This window comes from Mesorhizobium sp. P3_A10 (assembly GCF_056403175.1).
The window spans coordinates 772,531-797,835 of the sequence record NZ_JBFUFZ010000002.1; the positions used below are offsets into that span (position 1 = coordinate 772,531).

23 protein-coding genes are annotated in these 25,305 nt (G+C 63.1%); 15 read left to right on the forward strand and 8 right to left on the reverse strand.

Going from position 1 to position 25,305, the window contains the following annotated elements:
• Positions 1–13 precede the first annotated feature (13 nt).
• The 3 genes from AC1DXU_RS10620 to AC1DXU_RS10630 all read left to right on the forward strand — a co-directional run bounded on the left by AC1DXU_RS10620 (position 14) and on the right by AC1DXU_RS10630 (position 3,479).
• Entirely contained in the window at positions 14–2,131 is a 2,118-nt protein-coding gene (locus tag AC1DXU_RS10620) for a S9 family peptidase (protein ID WP_477367875.1), read from the forward strand.
• Between the two features lie 73 nt (positions 2,132–2,204).
• Positions 2,205–2,831 carry a LysE family translocator gene (locus AC1DXU_RS10625; RefSeq protein WP_477367878.1) on the forward strand — a complete coding sequence of 209 codons (627 nt, stop codon included), beginning with the start codon at positions 2,205–2,207 and terminating at the stop codon, positions 2,829–2,831.
• A 246-nt stretch (positions 2,832–3,077) separates the two neighbouring features.
• Positions 3,078–3,479, forward strand: coding sequence for an SET domain-containing protein (locus AC1DXU_RS10630; protein WP_477368932.1), 402 nt, complete (start codon positions 3,078–3,080; stop codon positions 3,477–3,479).
• Between the two features lie 56 nt (positions 3,480–3,535).
• Here AC1DXU_RS10630 and AC1DXU_RS10635 read toward each other — a convergent pair whose 3' ends face one another.
• The 4 genes from AC1DXU_RS10635 to AC1DXU_RS10650 all read right to left on the reverse strand — a co-directional run bounded on the left by AC1DXU_RS10635 (position 3,536) and on the right by AC1DXU_RS10650 (position 6,683).
• Positions 3,536–4,486, reverse strand: coding sequence for a cytochrome c (locus AC1DXU_RS10635; RefSeq protein ID WP_477367880.1), 951 nt, complete (start codon positions 4,484–4,486; stop codon positions 3,536–3,538).
• Positions 4,487–4,495: 9 nt separating this feature from the next.
• Positions 4,496–4,933, reverse strand: coding sequence for a c-type cytochrome (locus AC1DXU_RS10640; RefSeq protein ID WP_477316198.1), 438 nt, complete (start codon positions 4,931–4,933; stop codon positions 4,496–4,498).
• A 167-nt stretch (positions 4,934–5,100) separates the two neighbouring features.
• Positions 5,101–5,697 carry a superoxide dismutase gene (locus AC1DXU_RS10645; protein ID WP_477316196.1) on the reverse strand — a complete coding sequence of 199 codons (597 nt, stop codon included), beginning with the start codon at positions 5,695–5,697 and terminating at the stop codon, positions 5,101–5,103.
• 107 nt (positions 5,698–5,804) lie between these two features.
• The gene (locus AC1DXU_RS10650) at positions 5,805–6,683 is read right to left on the reverse strand and encodes a branched-chain amino acid aminotransferase (protein ID WP_477367883.1); all 879 of its coding nucleotides are present in this window, start codon (positions 6,681–6,683) and stop codon (positions 5,805–5,807) included.
• A gap of 154 nt (positions 6,684–6,837) precedes the next feature.
• Here AC1DXU_RS10650 and AC1DXU_RS10655 point away from each other — a divergent pair, with 154 nt between their 5' ends.
• Together AC1DXU_RS10655 and AC1DXU_RS10660 are read left to right on the forward strand one after the other, a co-directional pair.
• Positions 6,838–7,500: a haloacid dehalogenase type II gene (locus AC1DXU_RS10655; protein ID WP_477367886.1), complete on the forward strand. Its 663-nt coding sequence runs from the start codon at positions 6,838–6,840 to the stop codon at positions 7,498–7,500.
• A 171-nt stretch (positions 7,501–7,671) separates the two neighbouring features.
• Positions 7,672–8,472, forward strand: a complete 801-nt coding sequence (locus AC1DXU_RS10660) for a L,D-transpeptidase (protein WP_477367889.1) — start codon at positions 7,672–7,674, stop codon at positions 8,470–8,472.
• 66 nt (positions 8,473–8,538) lie between these two features.
• On the opposite strand, the gene AC1DXU_RS10665 is transcribed toward AC1DXU_RS10660, so the two are convergent.
• Entirely contained in the window at positions 8,539–10,086 is a 1,548-nt protein-coding gene (locus AC1DXU_RS10665) for a helicase HerA-like C-terminal domain-containing protein (protein ID WP_477367891.1), read from the reverse strand.
• Positions 10,087–10,361: 275 nt separating this feature from the next.
• Between AC1DXU_RS10665 and AC1DXU_RS10670 the strand changes: the two genes are divergently transcribed.
• The 4 genes from AC1DXU_RS10670 to AC1DXU_RS10685 all read left to right on the forward strand — a co-directional run bounded on the left by AC1DXU_RS10670 (position 10,362) and on the right by AC1DXU_RS10685 (position 14,603).
• Complete coding sequence (locus AC1DXU_RS10670; protein WP_477367894.1) at positions 10,362–11,804, forward strand: methylmalonyl-CoA mutase subunit beta; 1,443 nt, start codon at positions 10,362–10,364, stop codon at positions 11,802–11,804.
• Positions 11,801–13,921 carry a methylmalonyl-CoA mutase gene (gene scpA, locus AC1DXU_RS10675; RefSeq protein WP_477367897.1) on the forward strand — a complete coding sequence of 707 codons (2,121 nt, stop codon included), beginning with the start codon at positions 11,801–11,803 and terminating at the stop codon, positions 13,919–13,921. Before AC1DXU_RS10670 ends, scpA begins: the two co-directional genes overlap by 4 nt.
• A 68-nt stretch (positions 13,922–13,989) precedes the next feature.
• A complete protein-coding gene (locus AC1DXU_RS10680; protein ID WP_477367900.1) occupies positions 13,990–14,220 on the forward strand; it encodes an AbrB/MazE/SpoVT family DNA-binding domain-containing protein in 231 nt (76 codons plus the stop codon).
• Positions 14,217–14,603, forward strand: a complete 387-nt coding sequence (locus AC1DXU_RS10685; protein ID WP_477367903.1) for a type II toxin-antitoxin system death-on-curing family toxin — start codon at positions 14,217–14,219, stop codon at positions 14,601–14,603. Before AC1DXU_RS10680 ends, AC1DXU_RS10685 begins: the two co-directional genes overlap by 4 nt.
• Here the strand turns inward: AC1DXU_RS10685 and greA are convergent.
• Complete coding sequence (gene greA / locus AC1DXU_RS10690; protein ID WP_477367906.1) at positions 14,600–15,073, reverse strand: transcription elongation factor GreA; 474 nt, start codon at positions 15,071–15,073, stop codon at positions 14,600–14,602. The two genes, AC1DXU_RS10685 and greA, sit on opposite strands and share 4 nt — an antisense overlap.
• Positions 15,074–15,182: 109 nt before the next feature.
• On the opposite strand from greA, the gene AC1DXU_RS10695 reads away from it, so the two are divergent.
• Complete coding sequence (locus AC1DXU_RS10695) at positions 15,183–16,535, forward strand: TIGR03808 family TAT-translocated repetitive protein (RefSeq protein ID WP_477367908.1); 1,353 nt, start codon at positions 15,183–15,185, stop codon at positions 16,533–16,535.
• Between the two features lie 53 nt (positions 16,536–16,588).
• Here the strand turns inward: AC1DXU_RS10695 and AC1DXU_RS10700 are convergent, their stop codons facing one another.
• Positions 16,589–17,593: an asparaginase gene (locus tag AC1DXU_RS10700; RefSeq protein ID WP_477367911.1), complete on the reverse strand. Its 1,005-nt coding sequence runs from the start codon at positions 17,591–17,593 to the stop codon at positions 16,589–16,591.
• 25 nt (positions 17,594–17,618) lie between these two features.
• Entirely contained in the window at positions 17,619–18,785 is a 1,167-nt protein-coding gene (locus tag AC1DXU_RS10705; protein ID WP_477243714.1) for an acetyl-CoA acetyltransferase, read from the reverse strand.
• A gap of 209 nt (positions 18,786–18,994) precedes the next feature.
• Here AC1DXU_RS10705 and betI point away from each other — a divergent pair, with 209 nt between their 5' ends.
• The 5 genes from betI (at position 18,995) to betB (ending at position 25,289) form a co-directional block, all read left to right on the forward strand.
• The gene (gene betI, locus AC1DXU_RS10710) at positions 18,995–19,585 is read left to right on the forward strand and encodes a choline-binding transcriptional repressor BetI (RefSeq protein ID WP_477316172.1); all 591 of its coding nucleotides are present in this window, start codon (positions 18,995–18,997) and stop codon (positions 19,583–19,585) included.
• Positions 19,582–21,111: a choline-sulfatase gene (gene betC / locus AC1DXU_RS10715; protein WP_477367914.1), complete on the forward strand. Its 1,530-nt coding sequence runs from the start codon at positions 19,582–19,584 to the stop codon at positions 21,109–21,111. The genes betI and betC overlap by 4 nt, the downstream gene beginning before the upstream one ends.
• Complete coding sequence (locus tag AC1DXU_RS10720) at positions 21,108–22,109, forward strand: threonine/serine dehydratase (protein ID WP_477367917.1); 1,002 nt, start codon at positions 21,108–21,110, stop codon at positions 22,107–22,109. The genes betC and AC1DXU_RS10720 overlap by 4 nt, the downstream gene beginning before the upstream one ends.
• Entirely contained in the window at positions 22,102–23,754 is a 1,653-nt protein-coding gene (betA, locus tag AC1DXU_RS10725; protein WP_477367920.1) for a choline dehydrogenase, read from the forward strand. The genes AC1DXU_RS10720 and betA overlap by 8 nt, the downstream gene beginning before the upstream one ends.
• 71 nt (positions 23,755–23,825) lie before the next feature.
• Complete coding sequence (gene betB, locus AC1DXU_RS10730; protein ID WP_477367923.1) at positions 23,826–25,289, forward strand: betaine-aldehyde dehydrogenase; 1,464 nt, start codon at positions 23,826–23,828, stop codon at positions 25,287–25,289.
• Positions 25,290–25,305 lie beyond the last annotated feature (16 nt).

The following is a 25,305-nucleotide window of genomic DNA, read 5'->3' on the forward strand; positions in this document are numbered from 1 at the left end:
ACAGCGAGACACAATGACCAAATCTCCAGCATTCCCGACCGCCAGCCCGCCACAGCCGGAGAAGCGGCCGGTCTTCGACACGCATCACGGCGTCACCCGCAGCGACGACTACGCCTGGCTGAGGGCCGACAACTGGCAAGAGATGTTCAGGGATCCTTCCCTGCTCGATGGCCAGATCCGTGGCCAGCTCGAAGCCGAGAACGCCTACCAGGCGACTCTGATGGCCGACACCGTTCCGCTGCAGAAGCAGCTTTTCACCGAGATGAAGGGGCGCATCAAGGAGGATGACTCCACGGTGCCGATGAAGGATGGACCATACGCCTACGGCTCCTCCTTCAAACTTGGCGGCGAGCAGCCGCGCTATTTCCGCATGCCGCGCGACGGCGGCGACGAGCAGATCCTGCTTGACGGCGACGCCGAGGCCGAAGGCAAACCCTATTTCCGCCTCGGCGAGGTCGACCATTCGACCGATCACGGCAGGCTGTTGTGGGCATTCGACGACAAGGGCTCCGAATTCTTCACGCTCAGGGTGCGCGACCTCGCCAGCGGCGAAGAGTTGGCCGACATCATCACGGACACCGGTGGCGGTGGCGTCTGGAGTGACGGCAATGACGGGTTTTTCTACACACGCCTTGATCCCAATCATCGTCCGTCCAAGGTGCTGTTCCATGGCCTTGGCGACCAGCCTGAAAACGATCGGCTGATCTACGAGGAAACCGATCCGGGCTTCTTCATGAGTGTCGGCGGCACGCGTTCGAACGAATGGATCATGATCGGCATCAACGATCACGAAACATCGGAGTATCGGCTGATGCGCGCCAGCGAGCCGTTCGCCGAACCCAAGCTGGTCGCAGCGCGCGAGACCGGCCTGCAATACGACCTTGAGGAAGGCGGCGACATCTTCTTCATCCTCACCAATGCCGACGGCGCCAAGGACTTCAAGATCATGACGGCGCCGGCCAGCGACCCGGTGCGCGCCAACTGGCAGGAACTGGTGCCGCACGAGCCGGGCCGGCTGATCCTCTCGGTGATCGGTTTCAGGGATCACATGGTCAGGCTCGAGCGCAAGGAAGGCCTGCCGCGCATCGTCGTGCACGACCGCAAGAGCGGCGAAGAGCACCTCATCTCGCTCGACGAGGAAGCCTTTTCGCTCGGCCTGTCGGGGTCCTACGAATACGACACCGAGATCATGCGCTTTTCCTATTCGTCGATGACGACGCCGGCGCAGGTCTTCGACTACAACATGCGCAGCCGCGAACGCGTGCTGCTGAAAACCCAGGAAGTCCCTAGCGGTCACGATGCGACCCACTATGTGACGCGCCGGCTGATGGCGCCCGCCACTGACGGCGAACTGGTGCCGATCTCGCTTATCCATCACCGGCAGACGCCGCTCGACGGATCGGCGCCTTGCCTGCTCTATGGCTATGGTTCCTACGGCATCACCGTGCCGGCCGCGTTCAACACCAACTGCCTGTCGCTGGTCGACCGCGGCTTTGTCTATGCGATTGCCCATGTGCGTGGCGGCAAGGACAAGGGCTATGGCTGGTACGACGACGGCAAACGGGCGCAGAAGATGAACACGTTCACCGATTTCATCGCGGTCGCTCGTCATCTCGTCGCCGAGCGCTACACCACCCATGACCGCATCGTGGCGCAAGGCGGCTCGGCCGGCGGCATGCTGATGGGCGCGGTCGCCAACATGGCGCCGGAGTGTTTTGGCGGCATCGTTGCCGAGGTTCCCTTCGTCGACGTGTTGACCACCATGCTGGACGCCACCTTGCCGCTGACGCCGCCGGAATGGCCCGAATGGGGCAATCCGATCGCCTCGGAAGAGGACTACCGGACGATCGCCGCGTACTCGCCCTATGACAATGTCGCAGCACTCGATTACCCGCCGATCCTGGCGCAGGCCGGCCTCACCGATCCGCGCGTTACCTACTGGGAGCCCGCGAAATGGGTGGCGCGGCTGCGCGAGCGCAAGAGTGGCGACAATCCGGTGCTGTTCAAGATCAACATGGACTCAGGGCATGCCGGCGCATCGGGCCGGTTTTCGAGACTCGAAGAGATCGCCTTCACCTATGCCTTCGCGCTCAAGGTGACGGGGAAGGCCGATACTGTCCCGCCGGCATAGAGCGGCTGAAGCAGCCATTGCGTTGCGAACAGTGGCATGGTTTTGATTGGCGACAGCCACGGAGGCTCCTGGGATGATCGATCTGACCACGTTGATGACCTATGTCGCGGTCGTGCTCGGCTTTGTGTTCATTCCAGGCCCCGCCACACTGCTGACAGTGGCAAGGGCAACGAGTTCCGGAACAAGGGTCGGCATCGCGACGGGCGCCGGGATAGCTGCCGGCGACGTGTTTCACACATTCATGGCGATGGTCGGCATCTCGGCGATCGTCGCCACATCGGCGATGCTGTTCAGCATCATCAAGTATATCGGCGCGGCCTATCTCGTTTATCTCGGCATCCGCGCGATTATCGAGAAGACACCGACCGACCCGGCAGCCGGCGCGCTCGCGATCCCAGCCGGCAAGGCGTTCCGCCAAGCCGTGCTGACGGAGATGCTCAACCCCAAGACCGCGCTTTTCTTTCTCGCGTTCCTTCCGCAGTTCGTGCGGCCCGAAAACGGATCGGTGATGTTCCAGCTCGCGACACTGGGCGTAATTTTCGTACTGCTCGGCCTTTTCAGCACGGTGGTTTTTGCGATGGGCGCGAGTGGGCTCGGCACTTTCCTGCGCCGCAATGCTGCCGTGCAGAAATGGCAGGGCAAGGTCGTCGGCGGCATCTATTGCGCCTTGGGTGTCCGCCTCGCGCTGCAGCAGCGCTGACCTTTTCATCCGTGCACAAAGTAACCCCGTCGCCGGCCCGCGGGACGGGTCGCGAACCGAAGGCTCCGCTGTTTCTCGACGGATTTCCAAGGTCATAAATTTTTGATTTGCGTATGATCTTTTCCGAGGCTTCATTTCGCGGTCAGCGGCGCGATTTTCTGCTCGCAATTGCCACCATCGCGCGCTACCCAATGCCCGGCTTTTTCAATGCCGCGACTGCCAGTTGCCATCTCGCAAGGGTCCGCCATGCTGCTCGTTGACGTCTATCTCGACAAATCGTCCATCCAGGGCATCGGTGTGTTTGCGAGGGGTCACATTCCGCGCGGCGCGCTGATCTGGAAGCTGGACCCGAGATTCGATCGAATCATCGACGTGGAGACTTATGAGAGCGAAAGCGGATCGGTGAAGAGTTATCTCGACCGCTATTCCTACCCCGACCGGCGCGACCCGAACTACATCGTCTTTGAAGCCGACGACGCGCGCTTCATGAACCATGCCGATGAGCCGAATTGCGACGTCTCCTCACCTGAGGAAACATACGCCTTGCGCGATATCGTGCCCGGCGAGGAACTGACTTGTGACTACAATCATTTCTTCGAGACCGGCTTCGACTTTCTCGGCGACCGCCATTTGTCGCCGGAAAACTAGAGCATGATCCCGAAAAGTGGGAACCGGTTTTCGGAAAAGATCTTGCTCAATACAGACTAGCTCGCCGGCTTTTTACGCGGCGGATAGCCGTTGGGATGCGGCGGTATTGCCTTCAGATAGGCTGCGATCGCCGCACGGTCCTCGGGCGTCAGCTCGGCCATGTTTTTCTGTACATCGACCATGGCACCGCTCGCGGAATCGAACTCAGGCGTAAAGCCGGTTTCGAGATAGTTGGCGATGTCGGCTTCAGACCAGTTGCCGATGCCGCCCTCGCCGGAGGTGATGTTCGACACGATACCACTGCCTTCGACAGCCGCGGCGCCGGCCAGCCACTGGCTTTTCTTGCTGCCGCCGGTGAAGGCGCGCGGCGTATGGCATTCGCCGCAGTGGCCCGGCCCCTCGACCAGATAGCGGCCGGCCATCACCGGATCCGGCGTGCTATAGGGAAAGGGGACAACCGGCTGGTCACTCAGATAGAGGCGTTTCCAAAGCCCGAGACCGCGACGGATGTTGAAGGGAAAACTCAAGGAATGGTCCGGCGCCTTGCCGGCGACCGCCGGCAGCGTCTTCAGGAAGGCGTAGAGATCGGCAATGTCCGAAGGTCTCATGCGCGCATAGGAGGCATAGGGAAAGGCCGGGTAAAAATGCTCGCCGGTCGGTGACACGCCCTTCAGCATGGCGTTGGCCAGGTCTTCGACCGACCAGGCACCGATGCCGTCCTTGGCATCCTGCGAAATGTTGGGCGGCACGAAGGTGCCGAACGGCGTCTTCAGTTCGAGACCGCCGACCAGTTGAAAACGGGCATCGCCTTTCGAGCCCGGCTTCGAATGACAGGATGTGCAGCCGCCGGCATTGAAAATGCGCTTGCCCCTGGCGGCATCGCCGGGGCCGAGCTTTGCTACGGTCTCGGCGTCCAGCCTGACCGGCGCCGATAGGAGCCAACCGCCAACCGCGCCGACGCCACCCAGAACAAGGGCGGCGCCGACAAGTTTTTTCAGCCAGGGCATTGCCCGCGATCAGCCCTTTTTGATCCTGTAAGTCTGATGGCAAGTGCCGCAATCGGAGCCGATGGTGTTGAACTGCGCCTTCAAGGCGTCGACATCCGCAGGTGCGGCTGCGACTGCTGCCTTGACGTCAGCGAGATACTTGGCATGAACCGTCTTGAAGCCGGCCATATCTTCCCAGATCTTGGGAGCAGCCGTGGTGTCGCCAGCGTCGCTGCCAGCCGGGAAAAGAGCGTCAATATCCAATTTCTCGGCATTGGCCTGCAGCGCCTGCAACGCGGTCAGCACCGCCGCTGCCTCAAAGGGTTCCTGGCCGTTGACCACTTTCGACAAGCCGCCGGCAATCTTGCCACGTTCCTTCATCAGAAGCTGCCGATCCAGGATGGGGTCGGCAAAGGCCGCCGAGCCGACGAGGGCGAGCATAGAGATGGCGAGGACAAGCTTTCTCATTCAATTGGCTCCATGGTGAAGATATTTCGAGACAGAACGATAACGGTGCGGATGGTGCGAATATTCCCCTTATGCGTGGGTAATTCCGGTCGGCGATTGTTCAGTGCCAGACGCTTTGGCACGCAAAAGAAAAGCCCCGGTCGTGCCGGGGCTTTTCAGAAGAGCGATCAGGCCTTTTCGTAGAGTTCGAGGACATGGTCCCAGTTGATGAGACTGTCGACGAAGGCTTCGAGGTATTTCGGCCGGGCATTGCGATAGTCGATGTAATAGGAGTGCTCCCAGACATCGACGCCCAGGATCGGCGACGCGCCGTGGACGAGCGGGTTCTCGCCGTTCGGCGTCTTCGAGATCGCCAGCTTGCCGTCCTTGACCGAAACCCAGGCCCAGCCCGAGCCGAACTGGGTGGTGCCGGCGGCAATGAAGTCCGCCTTGAACTTGTCGTAGCCACCGAGGTCGCTGTCGAAAGCCTTCTGCAGCGCGCCCGGAAGCTTGGTGCCGCCGCCGCCCTTTTTCATCCACTTCCAGAAATGGATGTGGTTGTAGTGCTGGGCGGCATTGTTGAAGAGGCCAGCATTCTTGCCGAATGACTGCTTCACCACATCTTCGACCGAGAGATCGCCGAGGCCCGCTTCCGCGGCCAGCTTGTTGCCGTTGTCGACATAGGCCTTGTGGTGCTTGTCGTGATGATACTCCAGCGTCTCCTTCGACATGTAAGGCTGCAGGGCCTCGTAGTCGTAAGGCAAGGCGGGCAATTCAAAAGCCATCGGTCATACTCCTCGTGGAAAAAATCCGGTGTCGATACCGGATTAACATAGGTCTGGATTGATCTGGAACAACTCCGGGATGAAGCGCCGGTTCCCTTTTTAGCGGGTCAGCCAGCGGAAGTCGAATGCGCCCAATCCCAATAAAGTTCACGCGCCTTCTTGGCCACCGGCCCAGGCTGCAGGTTGCGATCCTCGATCCGGGTGATCGGCACGACTTTCGAATGGTTTCCGGTCGAGAAGATTTCGTCCGCTTCGAGGAAATCGCGCACCGACAGCGTCTTTTCGGTGGTCTTGAAGCCGTAGTCGCCAAGCAGCGTCATCGTCCTGGAGCGGGTGATGCCGGACAGGAAAGTGCCGTTCGGCGCCGGCGTCAGCACATGGCTGTCCTTGACCAGGAAAATGTTGGAGCTTCCGGTCTCGGCGACATTGCCCAGCATGTCGAGCACCAGCGCATTGTCGAAGCCGCGCATCTTGGCTTCGAGGATGGCCCGCCCATTGTTGGGGTAGAGGCAGCCGGCCTTGGCATTGGTCGGCATGGTTTCGATGGTCGGCCGCCGGAACGGCGACACCGTGACCGAAAAGCCGGTCGGCGAGATCATCGGCGATTCGTAGAGGCAGAGGCAGAAACGGGTCGAGGCCGGGTCGGCCGGCACGCCCATATAGCCGCCATGCTCGGCCCAATACATCGGCCTGATGTAGACCGCCGTCTTGCCGTCGAACTTCTTCAGCCCGTCCCAGGTCAGCCCGACGATCTTGTCAGGGCTCATGGTTGGCTTGAGGCCAAGCGCGATGGCCGAGGAATTCACCCGCGCGGCGTGAAGATCGAGGTCGGGCGCCACACCTTCGAACCAGCGGGCGCCGTCAAAGACGCTGGTGCCGAGCCACATGGCATGGCTGCGCGGCCCCAGAATGGCGACGTTGCCTTCATACCAGTCGCCGTCGACGAAGGTCCATGTCGCTGAGAGCGCCGCTGCCGCCAGTGTCATTGCTGGGTTCCGTTCCGATCCTGTCTCATCAGGTCATTGGAAGATGCTTTGGCGGGCGCCGTCAACCGGCTTGAGCCAGATTTTGTTGAGGCCAGCGGAGCTTAGCTACAATCAGCGCTTGCACCTTGCCTTGCCTCGCCTCAAGACTGTTGCCATGCACCATGCAGCCTATGTTTTCGACGCCTACGGCACTCTGTTCGACGTGCACGCCGCCGTGCGCCGTCACGCCGACCAGATCGGACCGGACGGCCAGCTGCTGTCGGAGATCTGGCGCGCCAAGCAGCTGGAGTATTCCTGGGTGCGGACGTTGATGGGCGCCTATGCCGATTTCTGGCAACTCACCGAACAGGCGCTCGACTTCGCCTTGCGCAAGGTTCCCTCCGCGGACAAGGGCCTCAGGGCCAAGCTGCTCGAGGCCTATTGGCGGCTGGACTGCTACCCGGAAGTGCCGGCCGTGCTCAAGGCACTCAAGGCTTCGGGCGCCAGGCTGGCGATCCTGTCCAACGGCTCGCCCGAGATGCTGGAAGCGGCAGTCAAATCCGCAGCGCTCGATCAGGTTCTGGATGATATCTACTCGGTCGACGCAGTCAGGCGCTTCAAGACCGACCCTGTTGTCTACGAGATGGTGACGACGGGCTGGCGCCTCTATCCGAGCGCGGTGTCGTTCCAGTCATCCAATCGCTGGGATATTGCCGGCGCCACCAAATTCGGTTTCCGGACAGTCTGGATCAACCGCTCAAACCAGCCTGAGGAATACCGGGATTTTCCGCCGGCACTGATCCTGCCGTCGCTGGAAGGGCTCTTGACCGGCGGCTGAACACCTGTTGCCCCTAGGCAACAGTGGCGGAGCCGCCACAGCTTTGCCTTTGTTTGCCCACCCTCAGGCCAGAATCGGAACCGCCTATCGCGCCAGGCATTGGTAGGGCTAGCGCCGCACCGATCAGCGTATTCACGCTTTGTTTCGACTTGAGACTTCATAAAGGCAACCATGTTCACAACCAAAATCGATTCGTATCGTCTGAGCCGCCGCGGCTTTCTCAATGCCGCAGCGCTCGGCGCCGCCTCGGTTGCGGTTTCCGCCTGCGCCACGGTGGCGCCGCCGGTTGAGCCGCCGCCGCCGGTTTATGAAGAGCCGCCCCTCGGCGACTATGCGACAATGTACGGCCCGATTTCGGACAGCGGCTTCGACCTGCCGGCCATCCCGATCAAGAAGATGGACCCGCAGTTCCTGCGCCAGATCGTTCCCGACCCGACCGGCCAGAGGCCCGGCACTATCGTCGTCGATACGACCAACCATTTCCTCTATCTGGTGCGTGAGGGTGGCCAGGCCATCCGTTACGGCGTCGGCCTCGGTCGCGCCGGCTTCGAATGGTCAGGAGACGCCGTTGTCCAGTGGAAGCAGAAATGGCCGAAATGGACGCCGCCGGACGAGATGGTTGCCCGGCAGCCCGAGCTGGAGCAGTACAGCGCCAAGAATGGCGGCATGCCCGGCGGGCTGAAGAACCCGCTCGGTGCGCGTGCGCTCTATCTATTCCAGGGCGATGCCGACACGCTCTACCGCCTGCACGGCTCGCCCGAATGGAATTCGATCGGCAAGTCGGTGTCTTCCGGCTGTGTTCGCTTGATGAACCAGGACATCATCGATCTGTTCGACCGCGTGCCCTCGAAGACGCCGGTGATCGTCACCGCCAATGTCGGTCAGGACATGGTGGCGACGGCAAACCGCAGAGCCATTCCGATCGATGCCGGCGTGCCGGAAGGATCGATCCTGCTCGGCCCGGTAAACTGATCGGCGAACTCGATTTTCTGATGGGGCGAAAGTAGCGAGCGGCGGGCCTTCGCCGCTCCGGCTTTCTCAGCGTCCTCGTGAGAGGCTCCCCAATATTCCGCGAACGATGGCGCGGCCGACGGACGAGCCGACTGAACGCACCACCGCTTTGATCGCGGCTTCAGTGACGGTCTGGCGGTTGGAAGGCCTTGGCGCCGGCGCGCGGCGGCCACCGGATTGCGGCGGCGAATCGTCATTGCCGAAGCCGGGGATGGTCCAGCGCGAGCGGCCGCTGTCGGCCTGCTGTGCCTGCTCTTCAGCCTCCTGCGCTCCTTTGGCCTTCTTCTGCAGCATCTCAAAGGCCGATTCACGATCGATGGTCTGGTCGTACTGGCCGGCGACCGGGCTCTGGTCGATCAGCTTGCGGCGCTCGTCCGCCGTAATCGGGCCAAGCCTGGACGACGGCGGCCGGATCAGCGTCCGCTGCACCATGGACGGCACGCCCTTGGCTTCCAGCGTCGAGACCAGCGCCTCGCCGGTGCCGAGCTGCGTGATGGCCGTGGCGCAGTCGAAGTCGGGATTCGGCCTGAACGTTTCGGCGGCCGTCTTCACCGCCTGCTGCTCACGCGGGGTATAGGCGCGCAGCGCGTGCTGGACGCGATTACCGAGCTGAGCCAGAACCTTCTCAGGGATATCCAAGGGGTTCTGCGTGACAAAATAGACGCCGACGCCTTTCGAGCGGATCAGGCGGACGACCTGCTCGACGCGGTCGATCAGCACCTTCGGCGCCTCGTCGAACAGGAGGTGCGCCTCGTCGAAAAAGAAGACCAGCTTCGGCCTGTCGGGGTCGCCGACCTCGGGCAATTCCTCGAACAGTTCCGACATCAGCCAGAGCAGGAAGGTGGCATAGAGCCTGGGGTTCATCATCAGTTTGTCGGCAGCCAGCACGCTGATGGCGCCGCGGCCGTCGCGGGTGGTGCGCATGATGTCGGCGATGCGCAGTGCCGGCTCGCCAAAGAAATGCGCAGCACCCTGCTGTTCCAGCACCAGCAGGGTGCGCTGGATGGCGCCGACGGAGGGCTTGGTGACATTGCCGTAACGCGAGCTGATCTCGTCGGCGCGCTCGGCGATGTTGGCCAGCAGCGCCTGCAGATCCTTCATGTCGAGCAGCAGCAGGCCGTCCTCGTCGGCGATGCGGAAGGCGATGTTCATGATGCCTTCCTGCGCCTCGGACAGGTTCATCAGCCGCGACAGAAGCAGCGGCCCCATTTCCGAGACGGTGGCGCGGATCGGATGACCCTGCTCGCCGAACAGGTCCCAGAAGATGACCGGGAATTCCTGGAAATCATAGGGTTCGAGCTTGACCTGCGCGGCGCGCTTGACCAGGAAATCCTGGGTCGTGCCCATCATGGCGATACCGGACAGATCGCCCTTGATGTCGGCGCAGAACACCGGCACGCCGGCATTGGAGAAGCCCTCCGCCAGAATCTGCAGGGACACGGTCTTGCCGGTGCCGGTGGCGCCGGTGATAAGGCCATGGCGGTTGCCATATTGCAGCAACAGCTGTTCGGCGCGCTGATAGCTGTCATCGGGCTTGCGGCTGGCGCCGAGGAAAATGCTGGTGTCGTCAGCCATATGTCGGTCTCCGCAAAGCTGATGGCATCGAATGCCCTGATCTTTTGAAGGCCCGATCTTTTGAGGGCATAGGGCTCGCCGCAGCTATAGTGAGGCCATTGCGCAGCGACAATGGCCATCATCGAAAATGGCCTTTTGCCGCTTGCGGATTTTGCGCATGTTTGGCAATCGGTTGCTGGTTCGCCATCGCAGCAAGCATGTTGCATTGTGATATCGCACCGGGGACCGTAGACTGACGTTTCAGGCTGTTGCGGCCGACAAAATGAGGAATGCGGATGGGCGCCGGCGCCTTGACCAGGGATGACGACCTTCCGAACGCTGACCGGCAGCGATGGCTGGCGCTGGCGGAGAAGGCGCTCGCCGGCGGCTCGTTCGAGGAAAACCTGGTCTCCCATACCGACGACGGCATCCGCATCGAGCCGCTCTACGATCGTTCGCCGACGGCAGAGCCGTTGGTGCGGGCCAATCCAAGATCGCCGTGGATCGTCAGCCAGCGCATCGACGATCCGGATGTCGGCCGTGCCAAAGCTCAGGCGATGGACGACGTCGCACAGGGCGCCACGGGATTGTCGCTGGTCTTCGAGGGCGCGCCGAACGCGTTCGGTTACGGCCTGCCGCGGACGGCGAAGGCGCTGGAAACGGTGCTGGACGGTGTGCCGCTCAACCGCGTCCAGGTGCGCATCGACGCGCATCCGTGGAGCCGCGCCGTGGCCGACTGGCTGGTGGCGTTCCTCGGTAAGCGCCGCTCCGACCCAGCCAAGCTCAACCTCTCCTTCGGCATCGATCCGGCGGCGATCTTTGCCGGAACCGGCCGGCTGCGCATGTCGATCGAGGCCTTGCAGGCATCGATGCCGCAATCGCTGGCGCATTTCTTCTCGATGGGCGTGCCCGGCGTGCTGCTCGAGGCGGACGGGCGGGTGTTCCACAATGCCGGCGCCACCGAGGCGCAGGAACTCGGCACCATGCTCGCTTCGGCGGTCTCCTATCTCAGGATGTTCGAGCAAGCGCGCCAGCCGCTGGTCTATGCGGCCCCGCATATCGGTTTTGCGCTGAGCGTCGACCAGGATCAGTTGCTGTCGATGGCCAAGGTCCGGGCGCTGCGCCGGTTGTGGGCGCGGATCCAGGAGACTTGCTCGATCCCGGCCTCGACCGCCAACATCCATGCCGAAACGTCGTTCCGCATGATGACGATGGCGGATCCGGAGACCAACATCCTGCGTACCGCGATCGCCGCTTTTGCGGCTGCGGCCGGCGGGGCGGATTCGATCTCTATCCTGCCGCACACGATCGCGCATGGCCTGCCGGCCGGCTTTGCCCGCCGCGTCGCCCGCAACGCGCAGCTGATCATGGCCAATGAAAGCCATATCGACCATGTCGCCGACCCCGCCTATGGCTCGGGCGCCGTCGAGGCGCTGACTTTGGGCCTCTGCGAAGCCGCCTGGGACGAGTTCCAGAAGATTGAGGCGGAAGGCGGCGTGCTGTCCAGCCTGAGCCAAGGCCATATCCAGAAACGGGTCAAGGCGGCTGCCGCCCGCCGCAACGCCGCCTATTTGACCGGCGAAAGGGCGATCATCGGCACGACGCTTTATCCCCCAACAAGTGAACGTCCGGTCGAGACGCTGGCAGCAGAGCGGCGGCCCGCCTTCACCGACGGCGTGGCGGTGTGCGAGCCGCTGTTTCCTGTTCGTGTCGACCAATCGATCGGAGCCGCTCCTTGATCCCGGACTTCAGCCAGATCGGCTGGGTGTCGCCACGCCGCGCACCGGTCGAAATCAAGGGCCAGCGGCTGACGCCGGAAGGGCTGATCGCCAAGCATCTGTACAATCAGAGCGACCTCAAGGGTTTGCCGAACCTCGACACCTATCCTGGTATGCCGCCCTTCGTGCGCGGCCCCTATCCGACCATGTATGTCCAGCAACCCTGGACGATCCGGCAATATGCCGGCTTCTCGACCGCGGAAGAATCCAACGCCTTCTACCGGCGCAATCTTGCCGCGGGGCAGAAAGGCCTATCGGTCGCCTTCGATCTCGCCACGCATCGTGGCTATGACAGCGACCATCCGCGCGTTGCCGGCGATGTCGGCATGGCAGGTGTCGCCATCGATTCCATCCTCGACATGCGCCAACTGTTCGACGGTATCCCGCTCGACGAGATGACGGTGTCGATGACCATGAACGGCGCGGTGCTGCCGATCATGGCGCTGTTCATCGTGGCGGCGGAAGAACAGGGCGTTGCGCAGAAGGATCTGGCTGGGACCATTCAGAACGACATTCTGAAAGAGTTCATGGTGCGCAACACCTACATCTATCCGCCAAAGCCATCGATGCGGATCGTGTCGGATATCTTTTCCTACACGTCGAAGCACATGCCGAAGTTCAATTCGATTTCGATCTCCGGCTATCACATGCAGGAAGCGGGCGCGACGGCCGACCTCGAGCTCGCCTACACGATCGCCGACGGCATCGAATATGCCCGCGCCGGCGTCGCCGCCGGCCTCGACATCGACCGTTTCGCGCCGCGGCTGTCCTTCTTCTGGGCGATCGGCATGAACTTCTTCATGGAGGTCGCCAAGCTACGGGCAGCGCGCCTGTTGTGGTCGAGCCTGATGCAGAAGAATTTTGCGCCGAAGGACGAGCGCTCGCTATCGCTGCGCACCCATTGCCAGACGTCGGGCTGGTCGCTGACGGCGCAGGATCCGTACAACAACATCATCCGCACCATGATCGAGGCGATGGCCGCCACGCAAGGCCATACGCAGTCGCTGCACACCAACTCCTTCGACGAGGCGATGGCGCTGCCGACCGACCATTCGGCCCGCATCGCCCGCAACACGCAGCTCATCCTGCAGAAAGAATCCGGCACCACGCGCATAGTCGACCCGTGGGGCGGCTCGGCCTATCTCGAACGGCTGACGCATGATCTGGCGGCGCGCGCGCTTGCCCATATCGAGGAGGTCGAAAGTCTCGGCGGCATGGCCGCCGCAATCGAAAAGGGCATACCCAAGCTGCGCATCGAAGAGGCGGCTGCGCGCACGCAGGCACGCATCGATTCCGGCGAGCAGATGCTGGTTGGCGTCAACGCGCATCGACCGGAGACCGATATCGACGTCGATGTGCTGAAGATCGACAATGCCGAGGTCAGGGCGCGGCAATTGTCGAAGCTGCAGCGGCTGAAAGGCACACGCGATGTCGCTGCCGCCGAGAGCGCGCTCGATGCCCTGACCCGCGCGGCGGAGAGCGGCGACAATCTGCTGGAATTCGCCATTCGCGCCGCGCGCGCCAATGCCACGGTCGGCGAAATTTCGCTGGCGCTGGAAAAGGTTTTTGGCCGCCATGTCGCCTCGGTGCAGACGATTTCGGGTGTCTACCGCAACGCACTCGGCGACAACCCGGTGGTCGACCGGCTGCAGGAAAAGATCGAGGCTTTCGAGAAGACATCCGGCGGCAAGCCGCGCATCCTCGTCGCCAAAATGGGACAGGACGGCCACGATCGCGGCCAGAAGGTGATCGCCACCGCCTTTGCCGATCTCGGCTTCGACGTCACCGTCGGGGCGATGTTCCAGACACCGGAAGAGATCGCAAAGCTCGCGGTCCAACATGATGTCCACATCATCGGGGCGTCATCGCTGGCGGCGGGTCACCTGACGCTCATTCCGCAGCTGAAGGACGCGCTGAAGAAGCTCGGTCGCGACGATATGCTGATCGTCGCGGGCGGCGTCATCCCGCCGCAGGACTACGACGCGGTGCTGAAGGCGGGTGCCGCGGAAATCTTCCCGCCGGGCACGGTCATTCCGGAAGCCGCGGACCGGCTGATGGATCGCCTGCTGGCGGGCTAGCTTGTTGTATCTCGTTGTAACATTTAGCATGCCGCGTTATAATCGATGTTGAAACAGGACATTTCAACATGAACACCACCATTCGTAAGATCGGCAATTCCGACGGCTTGATCCTGCCCAAGGAGCTTCTTGAGCAGCTGAATCTGAAGACGGGCGATAAGGTGGCTGTCGTTCGGGAAGGCGAGGAGCTTCGACTGCGCCGCCTTGAGGACTCCGCCGAGGAATTCGAGCGCAAGATGAAGATCGCACATGAGCGGATGAAGAAATACGAGGTTGCCTACCGCGCGCTCGCGAAATGATCGAACATCACTCGCGGGAATTCGTGGAAGCGATGCATGCCGAACAATTACGCCTTCACGGCGGGGCGCCGGATATCCGCGATGGAGGCATGCTGGAATCAGCGCTCGCCAGACCCCGGCAGAAAGAGACCTACGGCGAGCCTGATCTTTGCGAACTGGCGGCCGCCTATCTTTTCGGCATCGCGAAGAACCATCCGTTCGTAGACGGCAACAAGCGCACGGCTTTTGCCGCAGCAGACTTGTTTCTCTACTTTAACGGGTTCAGCGTTGAAGCCGAGCAGGCGGATGTCATCCAGTTGGTTATGATGGTGGCGGCCAGCGAAATCGATGAAGCGGGTGCTGCGGCTTTCTTTCGCGACCATGTCGTCAAGCTCGAAGACTAGCCGTCCGAGAGCTTGACGATTTCCCATTCCTTGCCGTTGACGGCAGCCACGTCGCCGATCCTCTTACCATATAGCGCGATGGCCATAGGCGAAACGTGGGAAATGCTACCCTTGGCGGGGTCGGCTTCGTCTTCGCCGACGATCTTCCAGTGGACCTTCCTATCGTCATCGCCTTGCAGCGTGACGCCCATGCCGAAGCGCACCAGATCGCTGCCCGGCTCCGGTACGGAAAGCTCGGCGCTCTCACGCCGCGCGGTCCAGTAGCGCAGGTCGCGCGACACCAGCGCGATGCGCTCCCGATCGGCCTGCTTCTCCGCCTTGGCCAGTTCGTCGCGCAGATCTGCCAACTCCTGCTCGATCTGCACCAGGCCGTGTTCGGTCACCAGATTGCGGTGCTGGCTGACGGGCCGCTCGCCGATGCCGGCAATGGCGCTTTCGCTGTCTTCCTCGCGGGTGAAAGCTCTGCTCATCCGTCGAATTTAGGCGCGTCGTTGCGACTGTACAAGCCATTGCCGGCAAGCTGGCGGCGCCTGGCACGAATCCTGCGATTCCACGACCGGATGCCAGGATACTGTGCCGATGTTGAACAGACGAACGCTGCTGACGCAGACCGCCGGCTTTGCCGTGATCGGCCTCTCGCTCGGCAAGGCAGCCGCTGCCAGCCTGCCCGGCATCGAGAGAGCGACCGATCTCGGCCTGCAGCCGGGCGCGCTTGACGACCAGAGCAAGGCCTTCGCCAAGCTGTTGCGCGACGCCAGCGAGCGCGACATGCCGGTGTTCCTGCCGCCGGGCGCCTATGTCGTGTCCAACCTCACCTTGCCCGCCCGCGTCAGGCTTTCCGGTGTGCCGGGCGCGTCGCGCATCGTCTATGGCGGCGACGGCCATTTGCTTATGACCGAACAGGCAGAGCATGTCGAATTCAGCGGGCTGGTGTTCGACGGCGCCAATCGCTGGATCGCCGACTACGCGCAAGGCCTGCTCGACCTGCGCCGCGTCGCCCACCTCGTCGTCGACAATTGCCAGATCTCCGGCAGCGGCAAGCATGGGCTGGCGCTCGAGCACGCGTCGGGCCGCATCGAGCGTTCCGAAATATCGGGGGCGGCGGACGCCGGCATCTACTCCGTCGAGGCCGCCGGCCTGGAGATTTCTGATAACACCGTGTCCGACTGCGGCAATGGCGGCATTCTCGTGCATCGCTGGCAAGTGGCTGAAGACGGCACCATCGTCACCGGCAACCGCGTGCAGCGCATCCAGGCGCGCACCGGCGGAACCGGCCAGAACGGCAGCGGCATCAACGCCTTCCGCGCCGGCAATGTCTCGATATCGGGCAACATCGTCTCCGACTGCGCGTTTTCGGCGATCCGCGCCAACAGCTCCAGCAATTTGCAGGTCACCGGTAACACCTGCTCGCGGTCGGGCGAGACGGCGCTCTATTCCGAATTTGCCTTTGAAGGCGCGATCCTCAGCAACAACATCGTCGACGGCGCCGCCAACGGCATCTCGATCGTCAATTTCAACGAAGGCGGACGCATGGGCGTGTGCCAGGGCAACATCGTGCGCAACCTCTCGACGACAGGCCCCTACCTCGCCGATGCGCCCGGCTTCGGCGTCGGCATCAGCGTCGAGGCCGACACCACGGTTTCCGGCAATGTCATCGAGAACGCACCGCTCTACGGCATGCAGATCGGCTGGGGCGCCTATATGCGCAACGTTGTGGCGACCGGAAACATCATCCGCAAGGCCGGAACCGGCATCGCCGTCACCGTGGTCGAAGGTGCTGGAACGGCAGTCATTTCCGACAATGTCATCGACGGCGCGAAAAACGGCGCCATCATCGGCCAGCGCTGGGCCGAACCGGTGACTGGCGATCTCGCCTCGCTAGGCAATGCGGGCTACGCGCATCTCACTGTCGAGCGCAACCACGTCAGCTAGGAATTCGGGTGAGGCCGGCCTGACCCGAATTTTCACCGGCAGGAGTGTATTCGTCAGCTGAGGGCTTCCGTCAGCCGGAGCGCGCCGACCTTGGCGCCGACCCGGCTTGCGATGGCTGGATTTGCCTGTTCGGTCAGTGTCGCGGCGAGAACCGTGTCGGTCCTTAGCAGCTTGGCCAGCACGGCGGCGATCATGACTTCGGCGGCGCGGCCGGCGCCGTCATCGCATTTGAGCGCGATGCCGAGGCCAAGCTCGGGAAGTGCTGCGCAATAGACGCCTTCGGCGCCGGTCTTAACGAAAATCCGACCAGGCGCGGCCTGCATCAGCGCGACATCCGCCTTGCCGGTGCCGGCGACCAGAAAAGGCTCCGCCATGCATGCCGCCAGCAATCGTTCTGCCGCCTTGGCGCGGGCCGGCCCAAAACCCGTGCCGGTCGCCATGCGGGCAAAGCCGAGGGCAAAACTGCGCAGCGGCACGGCGTAGGTCGGGATCGAGCAGCCGTCGGTCGCCCAATCGTCGGCACCGTGGGCGGCACCGGTCACCGCTTGCATCGCGTCGCGCACCATCTCCTGCAAGGCATGGCCCGCCTTGACGTAGCCGTGGTGCTCGATGCCGGTGTGGACGCAGGTGCAGAGAAAGCCCGAATGCTTGCCGGAGCAGTTGTTGTGCAGCGGGTTGGGCGAGCCGCCAGCACGGGCGAGCGCAATCTCGGCGTCGTGGCTCGACGGCCAATGCGCGCCGCACTCGAGTGCTGTTTTATCGAGACCGGCCTTGGCCAGCATCGCCTGCGCCAGTTCGACATGCGCCGGCTCGCCGGAATGCGAGGCGCAAGCCAGCGCCAGTTCGCGGTTGCCGAAGCCGTAGGCATCCGCCGTGCCGCTTTCGATCAGTGGCAGCGCCTGGATCGCCTTGACCGCCGAGCGCGGGAACACCGGCCGCGCCGTGTCGCCGATCTCCAGGAACGGCTTGCCATCGGCATCGAAGACCGCGACGGCGCCGCGATGCGCGCTCTCGACGATCGCGCCGCGCAGAACCTCGACCAGAACCGGATTTGTCATGTCACCTCCCGTAAATGCGGGCGGTTTATCTGATCCGGTCGAGAATGGAAACGTAGTTGGCGACGGCGGCACCGCCCATGTTGAAGATGCCGCCGAGTTTTGCGCCCGGCACCTGGATGCCGCCGGCCTCGCCGACAAGCTGCATGGCGGTCAGCACATGCATGGAGACACCGGTGGCACCGATCGGGTGGCCCTTGGCCTTCAGCCCGCCCGAGGGATTGACCGGCAGCCTTCCGTCCTTGGCGGTCTCGCCACTCATGGCCAGCTTCGCGCCCTCGCCCGGTTTGGCCAGGCCCATCGCCTCATACTCGATCAGCTCAGCGATGGTGAAGCAATCATGCGTCTCGACGAAGGACAGATCGTCGAGCGTGACGCCGGCCTGTTTCAGCGCCTGGTTCCAGGCCTGCTCGCAGCCTTCGAAGGTCAGGATGTCGCGCTTCGACATCGGCAGGAAATCCTGTACATGCTGGTTGGCGCGGAAGGCAACCGCGCGGCGCATCTTCAGCGCCGTTGCGGTGTCGGCAAGGATAAGGGCGGCGGCGCCGTCGGAGACCAGCGAGCAGTCGGTGCGCTTCAGCGGACCGGCAACGAAGGGGTTCTTCTCGCTCTCCTGGCGGCAGAACTCGTAGCCGAAATCCTTGCGCATCTGCGCATAGGGATTGTCGACGCCGTTCTTGTGGTTCTTGGCGGCAATCATGGCGAGCGCATCCGACTGGTCGCCATAGCGCTGGAAATAGGCTTGCGCGATCTTGCCGAAGACGCCGGCAAAACCCGCCGGCGTGTCGCCGTCCTCGGGCAGATAGGAGGCCTTGAGCAGGTTCTTGCCGATCTCGGGACCGGGCGTCGTCGTCATCTGCTCGGCGCCGACCACCAGCACGATGCGGGCGGCATTGGCATCGATGGCGCGGATGCCTTGCCGGACCGCGGCCGAACCGGTGGCGCAAGCATTCTCGACCCGCGTCGCCGGCTTGAAGCGCAGCCGGTCGTCGGCCTGAAGAACCAGGCTGGCAGTAAAATCCTGGGCCGAAAAGCCGGCATTGAAGTGGCCGAGCACGATCTCGTCGACCTCGTCCGGGCCAATGCCGGCATGGTCGAGCGCGTCCGTTGCGACCTTGACGATCAGGCTCTCCAGCGTCTCGCCTTCGAGCTTGCCGAAGCGCGAATGCGCCCAACCGACGATGCATGCTGTCATCTCAACCTCCATCCTCGACGCCAGCCTAGCACGTCCTGCGGCGCCCGCGCTTCGAATATTGTTCAATCATGAACCGATTTTCGGGTCGCGTGAAGAGCCAGAAACGCCTGTCGTTGGGCCACCTGATCTGCGCATCGAAAACGTGCTGGATTTTTGTTGATTGATCCGTCAATAAAAAATAATCATGGCTGCAAGAGCCGGGAACAAGAATGCCGAAAGTCGGAATGGAGCCATTGCGCCGCCGGGCGCTTATCGACGCGACGATCTCGGCGATCGGCGAGCGCGGCTCGCTTGACGTGACCATGTCGGAAATCGCCGGCCGCGCCGGTGTGTCGTCGGCGCTTGCCCATCACTATTTCGGCGCCAAGGACGAACTCTTGCTGGCGACAATGCGCTACATCCTGGCCGAGCTGACCGCCGACACGTTGCGCGCCCTGGGTTCGGCCACTACGCCGCGTGAGCGTGTCTCGGCGGTGGTCGCGGTCAATTTCTCCGAGGTCCAGTTCCATCCGCAAACGATTGCCGCCTGGCTCGCCTTCTATGTCGAGGCGCAAAAATCGTCGGCGCTGCGCCGGCTGCTCAAGGTCTATGCGCGGCGCCTGCACTCCAATTTGTTGAGCGGGCTGACCGGCATCCTGCCGCGCAGCGAGGCCGACCGCGTTGCCGAAGCGACAGCGGCAATGATCGACGGACTCTACATCAGGCGCGCGCTGAAGGACGGCGTGCCCGATGCCGCGACGGCGATCGCCTTGATCGAGGACTATCTGGAAACCAAACTTAGCGGGCGGCAGCAGCAGTGACAGCCAAGCAACCCAACTTCCTGATCGTCATGGTCGATCAGCTCAACGGCACGCTGTTCCCGGACGGGCCGGCGGAGTTCCTGCATGCGCCGCATCTGAAGGCGCTGGCCGCCCGGTCGGCGCGTTTCAAGAACAACTATACGGCGTCGCCGCTTTGTGCGCCGGGCCGCGCCTCGTTCATGAGCGGGCAGTTGCCGTCGCGCACCGGGGTCTATGACAACGCCGCCGAATTCGTCTCCTCAATCCCCACCTTCGCCCATCATTTGCGCGCCGCCGGCTACTACACCTGCCTGTCGGGCAAGATGCATTTCGTCGGGCCGGACCAGTTGCACGGTTTCGAGGAACGGCTGACCACCGATATTTATCCCGCCGATTTCGGCTGGACGCCGGACTATCGCAAGCCCGACGAGCGGATCGACTGGTGGTATCACAATCTCGGTTCGGTGACCGGCGCCGGCGTCGCCGAGACCACCAACCAGATGGAGTATGACGACGAGGTCGTGTTCCTGGCCACGCAAAAACTCTATCAGCTTTCGCGCGAACAGGACGATGCGAGCCATCGACCCTGGTGCCTCACGGTCTCGCTGTCGCATCCGCACGATCCCTATGTGGCGCGCAAGCAGTATTGGGATCTCTACGAGCATTGCCAGGCGCTGGACCCGGAAACCGGGTTCATCGCCTATGACGATCAGGACACGCATTCGCAGCGGCTGTACCGCGCCAGCGACTATGCGTCCTTCGAGATCACCCCTGAGCGGGTGCGTCGCTCGCGGCGCGGCTATTTCGCCAACATTTCCTATGTCGACGACAAGCTCGGCGAGCTTGTGGACGTTCTCAAGCGCACGCGCATGCTCGACGACACCATCATCCTGTTCTGCTCGGACCACGGCGACATGCTCGGCGAGCGCGGCCTGTGGTTCAAGATGAGCTTCTTCGAGGGCTCGGCGCGGGTGCCGCTGATGATCGCCGGCAAGGGTGTTCCAGCCGGGCTGATCGAGGCGCCGGTCTCCAATCTCGACGTGACGCCGACGCTTTGCGACCTCGCCGGCATCGACATCGGCGCGATCGCAGCGTGGACCGACGGCCAGTCGCTGTTGCCGCTCACCGCGGGCGGGCCGCGCACGGCACCGGTGTTGATCGAGTATGCCGCGGAAGGCTCGTCCGCGCCGCTGGTGGCGATCCGCGACGGCAAATACAAATTCGTCCATTGCGAGCTCGACCCGCCGCTTCTGTTCGACCTCGAAGCCGATCCGCTCGAGCGCAACAACCTCGCAGCCGATCCAGCCCATGCATCTCTGGTGGCCGCGTTCATGGACAAGGTTCGGACACGCTGGGACATGGCCGGCTTCGACGCCGCCGTGCGCGAAAGCCAGGCGCGCCGCTGGGTCGTCTATCCCGCGCTGCGCAACGGCGCCTATTACCCCTGGGATTTCCAGCCGCTGCAAAAGGCATCGGAGCGCTACATGCGCAATCACATGAACCTCGACAATCTCGAAGAGAGCAAACGGTATCCGCGAGGCGAATGATGACAAATCTTGTTCCCACCCTCGACCACCTCAAGCAGGCCTATGCCGTTACCTCCAAGGCGACGCAGATCACGCCGCTGCTGGAATCGACAGCACTCGCCCGCGAGACCGGTGCGGCGCGCGTCTTCATTAAGCCGGAATCGCTGCAATGGGCCGGATCGTTCAAGGTGCGCGGCGCCTATTGGCGGCTGAAGAAGCTGTCGGCTGACGAAGCCAAAAAGGGTGTCGTCGCCTATTCCTCCGGCAATTTCGCGCAAGGGCTGGCCGCCGCCGGCCAGGCACTCGGCATCCCTGTCACCATTGTCATGCCGATCGATGCGCCGGCGGCCAAGCGCGATGCCACGGCGGGCTATGGCGCCCGTGTCGTGCTGACCGATCATGGCGAGCGCGCGCGTGAGGAGGTCGCGGCCGCCAAGGCGCGCGAGATCGCCGAGACCGAGGGCCTGGCGCTGCTGCATCCGTTCGACGATCCCGAGATCGTCGCTGGCCAGGCCGGAGCCGGGCTGGAAGCGCTCGAGCAGCTCGGGGCCAAGGGCGCCAGCGCCGATCTGCTATTCTGCTCGGTCGGCGGCGGCGGACTGATCGGCGGCGTTTCGCTTGCCTTCCACTATCTGTCGCCGAGGACACAAATCATCGGCGTCGAGCCGGAAGGTTTCAACGGCATGGGTTCGTCGCTGGCGCATGGCGCCATCGAGACCATGCCGATCGCGCCGAAATCGATCTGCGACGGGTTGATGTCGCGACGGCCGGGCGACGCACCGTTCGCCGCGGTGAAAGCCGCCGGCGTTCGCGGCATCACTGTCGACGACGCCTCGGTGCGGCAGGCAATGAAGATCGCCTTCGAGCGGATGAAGCTTGTGCTGGAGCCGTCGGGCGCCGCGTCGCTGGCGGCACTGCTCGGCGGCAAGGTGGATGTGGCTGACAAAACAGTCCTGGTTGTGGCTACCGGCGGCAATGTCTCGCTGGCCGATTTTATGGCGCATATGAACCATGCTTGAAGCAGATTTCGTCATCATCGGCTCCGGCTCGGCCGGCTCGGCCATGGCCTATCGGCTGTCGGAAGACGGCAAGCATTCGGTCATCGTCATTGAGTTCGGCGGCACCGATATCGGGCCGCTGATCCAGATGCCGTCGGCGCTGTCGATCCCACTCAACATGAGCCTTTACGACTGGGGCTTCGCCAGCGAGCCGGAGCCGCATCTCGGCGGCCGCGTGCTGGCGACGCCGCGCGGCAAGGTCATCGGCGGCTCGTCCTCGATCAACGGCATGGTCTATGTGCGCGGTCATGCGCGCGACTTCGACCACTGGGCCGAAGAGGGGGCGACCGGCTGGGGCTTTGCCGATGTGCTTCCCTATTTCAAGCGCATGGAGGACAGCGACGGCGGCGAGGATGGCTGGCGGGGCAAAAGCGGGCCGCTGCATGTGCAGCGCGGCCCGCGGAGAAATCCGCTCTACGGAGCCTTCGTCGAGGCAGGCCGCCAGGCCGGTTTCGAACTGACCGACGACTACAATGGATCGAAGCAGGAAGGCTTCGGGCCGATGGAGCAGACCATTCGCGGCGGCCGCCGCTGGTCGGCGGCGAGCGCCTATCTGAAGCCGGCTTTGAAACGCAAGAATGTCAGTGTGGTCAAGGGCTTCGCCCGGCGGGTGATCATCGAGAATCAACGCGCCACCGGTGTCGAGATCGAAGCTCACAAACAGATTCAAATCGTTAAGGCGCGACGTGAAGTGATCATCGCCGCATCGTCGATCAATTCGCCCAAGATCCTGATGCTGTCCGGCATCGGCCCGGGCGCGCATCTGCAGGAGAACGGCATTGCCGTGGTGGCCGACCGGCCTGGAGTCGGCCGCAATCTGCAGGACCATATGGAGCTCTACATCCAGCAGGAATCGACCAAGCCGATCACGCTGAACTCGGTGCTCAACCCCTTCTCCAAGGCGTTGATCGGCGCACAGTGGCTGTTCTTCAAGTCAGGCCTCGGCGCCACCAATCATTTCGAGGCGGCCGCCTTCGTGCGCTCGCAGGCCGGTGTCGACTACCCTGATATCCAGTATCATTTCATCCCGGCAGCAGTGCGCTATGACGGCAAGGCGGCGGCGAAGTCGCACGGGTTCCAGGCGCATGTCGGACCGATGCGGTCAAAGTCGCGCGGCTCGGTGACACTGCGCTCGCCCGACCCGAAATCGAAGCCGGTGATCCGCTTCAACTACATGTCGCATCCAGACGACTGGACGGAGTTCCGCCACTGCATTCGGCTGACCCGCGAGATCTTCGGGCAGAAGGCATTCGATGCCTATCGCGGCAAGGAAATCTCGCCGGGTTCGCACGTCCAGTCGGACGATGATCTCGACGTCTTCATCCGAGATCACGCCGAAAGCGCCTACCATCCTTGCGGCACCTGCAAGATGGGCCGTGCCGACGAGATGATGAGCGTCGTCGATCCGGAATGCCGAGTCATCGGCGTCGACGGGCTTCGGGTCGCCGACTCCTCGATCTTCCCGCGCGTCACCAACGGCAACCTCAATGCGCCGTCGATCATGACCGGCGAGAAGGCCGCCGACCACATTCTGGGCCGCACACCGCTGGCGCCGTCCAACCAGGAACCATGGATCAATCCGCGCTGGCAGGCGTCGGACAGATAGAGCATGATCCACCCAACAGTTTGAACCGATTGAGCCGCCCATCTGGGGCGAAGACGACTTGGAGACCTCCCATGCGCGCCCAGCCCACGGCATCGCACTATGTCAATGGACGCTATATCGAGGACGAAGGCGGTGCGCCGCTGCCGGTCATCTATCCGGCGACCGGCGAGACCATCGCCATGTTGCGTTCGGCGACCCCGAACGTGGTGGAACTGGCCATCGAGGCGGCGCGCGCAGCGCAGCCCGCCTGGGCGCGGTTGAAGCCGGTGGAACGCGGACGCATCCTGCGCCGCGCCGCCGACATATTGCGCGCCCGCAATGCCGACCTCGCGCGCATCGAGACGCTCGACACCGGCAAGGCGATCCAGGAAACGCTGGTCGCGGATGCGCCGTCGGCAGCGGATTGCCTCGAATATTTTGGCGGCGCGGTCGCTGCCTACAATGGCGAATCCGTCGACCTCGGCGGACCCTTCGCCTACACGCGGCGCGAAGCACTCGGTGTCTGCGTCGGCATCGGCGCCTGGAACTACCCGATCCAGATCGCCGGCTGGAAATCGGCGCCGGCGCTCGCCATGGGCAACGCCATGGTGTTCAAGCCGTCGGAGAACACGCCGCTATCGGCGCTGGCTCTGGCCGAAATCTACACCGAAGCCGGCCTGCCCGATGGGCTGTTCAACGTCGTGCAGGGTTTTGGCGATGTCGGCGCCGGACTTGTCGGTCACGATGTCGTCGCCAAGGTCTCGGTGACCGGTTCGGTGCCGACCGGCCGCAAGGTGCTGTCGCTCGCCGGTTCGAAGATGAAGCATGCCACGATGGAGCTTGGCGGCAAGTCGCCGCTGATCGTCTTCGACGACGCCGATCTCGAAAACGCCATCGGCGGCGCCATGCTCGGCAATTTCTATTCGAGCGGCCAGATCTGCTCCAACGGCACACGCGTCTTCGTGCAGAGCGGTATCCACGACCGTTTCGTCCAACGGCTGGTCGAGCGGACGAAAAAGATCCGCATCGGCGATCCGCTCGATCCCGAGACGCAGATGGGGCCGCTGGTGTCGAAGGCGCAGCATGAGAAGGTGGTTGGCTATATCGAGATCGGCAAGCAGGACGGCGCGACGCTTGCCTGCGGCGGCAATTTGCCTTCGCTGCAGGGTTTTGGCGGCGGCTTCTTCGTCGAGCCGACGGTGTTCACCGGCGTCACCGACAGTATGCGCATTGCCCGCGAGGAGATTTTCGGACCGGTGATGAGCGTGCTGAAATTCGACGGCGAGGACGAGGTGATCGACCGCGCCAACGACACCGAATTCGGCCTTGCTGCCGGCGTTTTCACGCGCGACCTGCCGCGTGCCCACCGCGTCATCGCCGAGCTGCAGGCCGGCACCTGCTGGATCAACGCCTACAATCTCACACCGGTTGAAATCCCGTTCGGCGGCTTCAAACAGTCGGGCATCGGGCGCGAGAATTCACTGGCAGCACTGGCGCTCTATTCGCAGCTGAAGTCGATCTATGTCGAGACCGGGGATGTGGCGTCGCCTTACTGAGAGGCGAAAGCTAGCG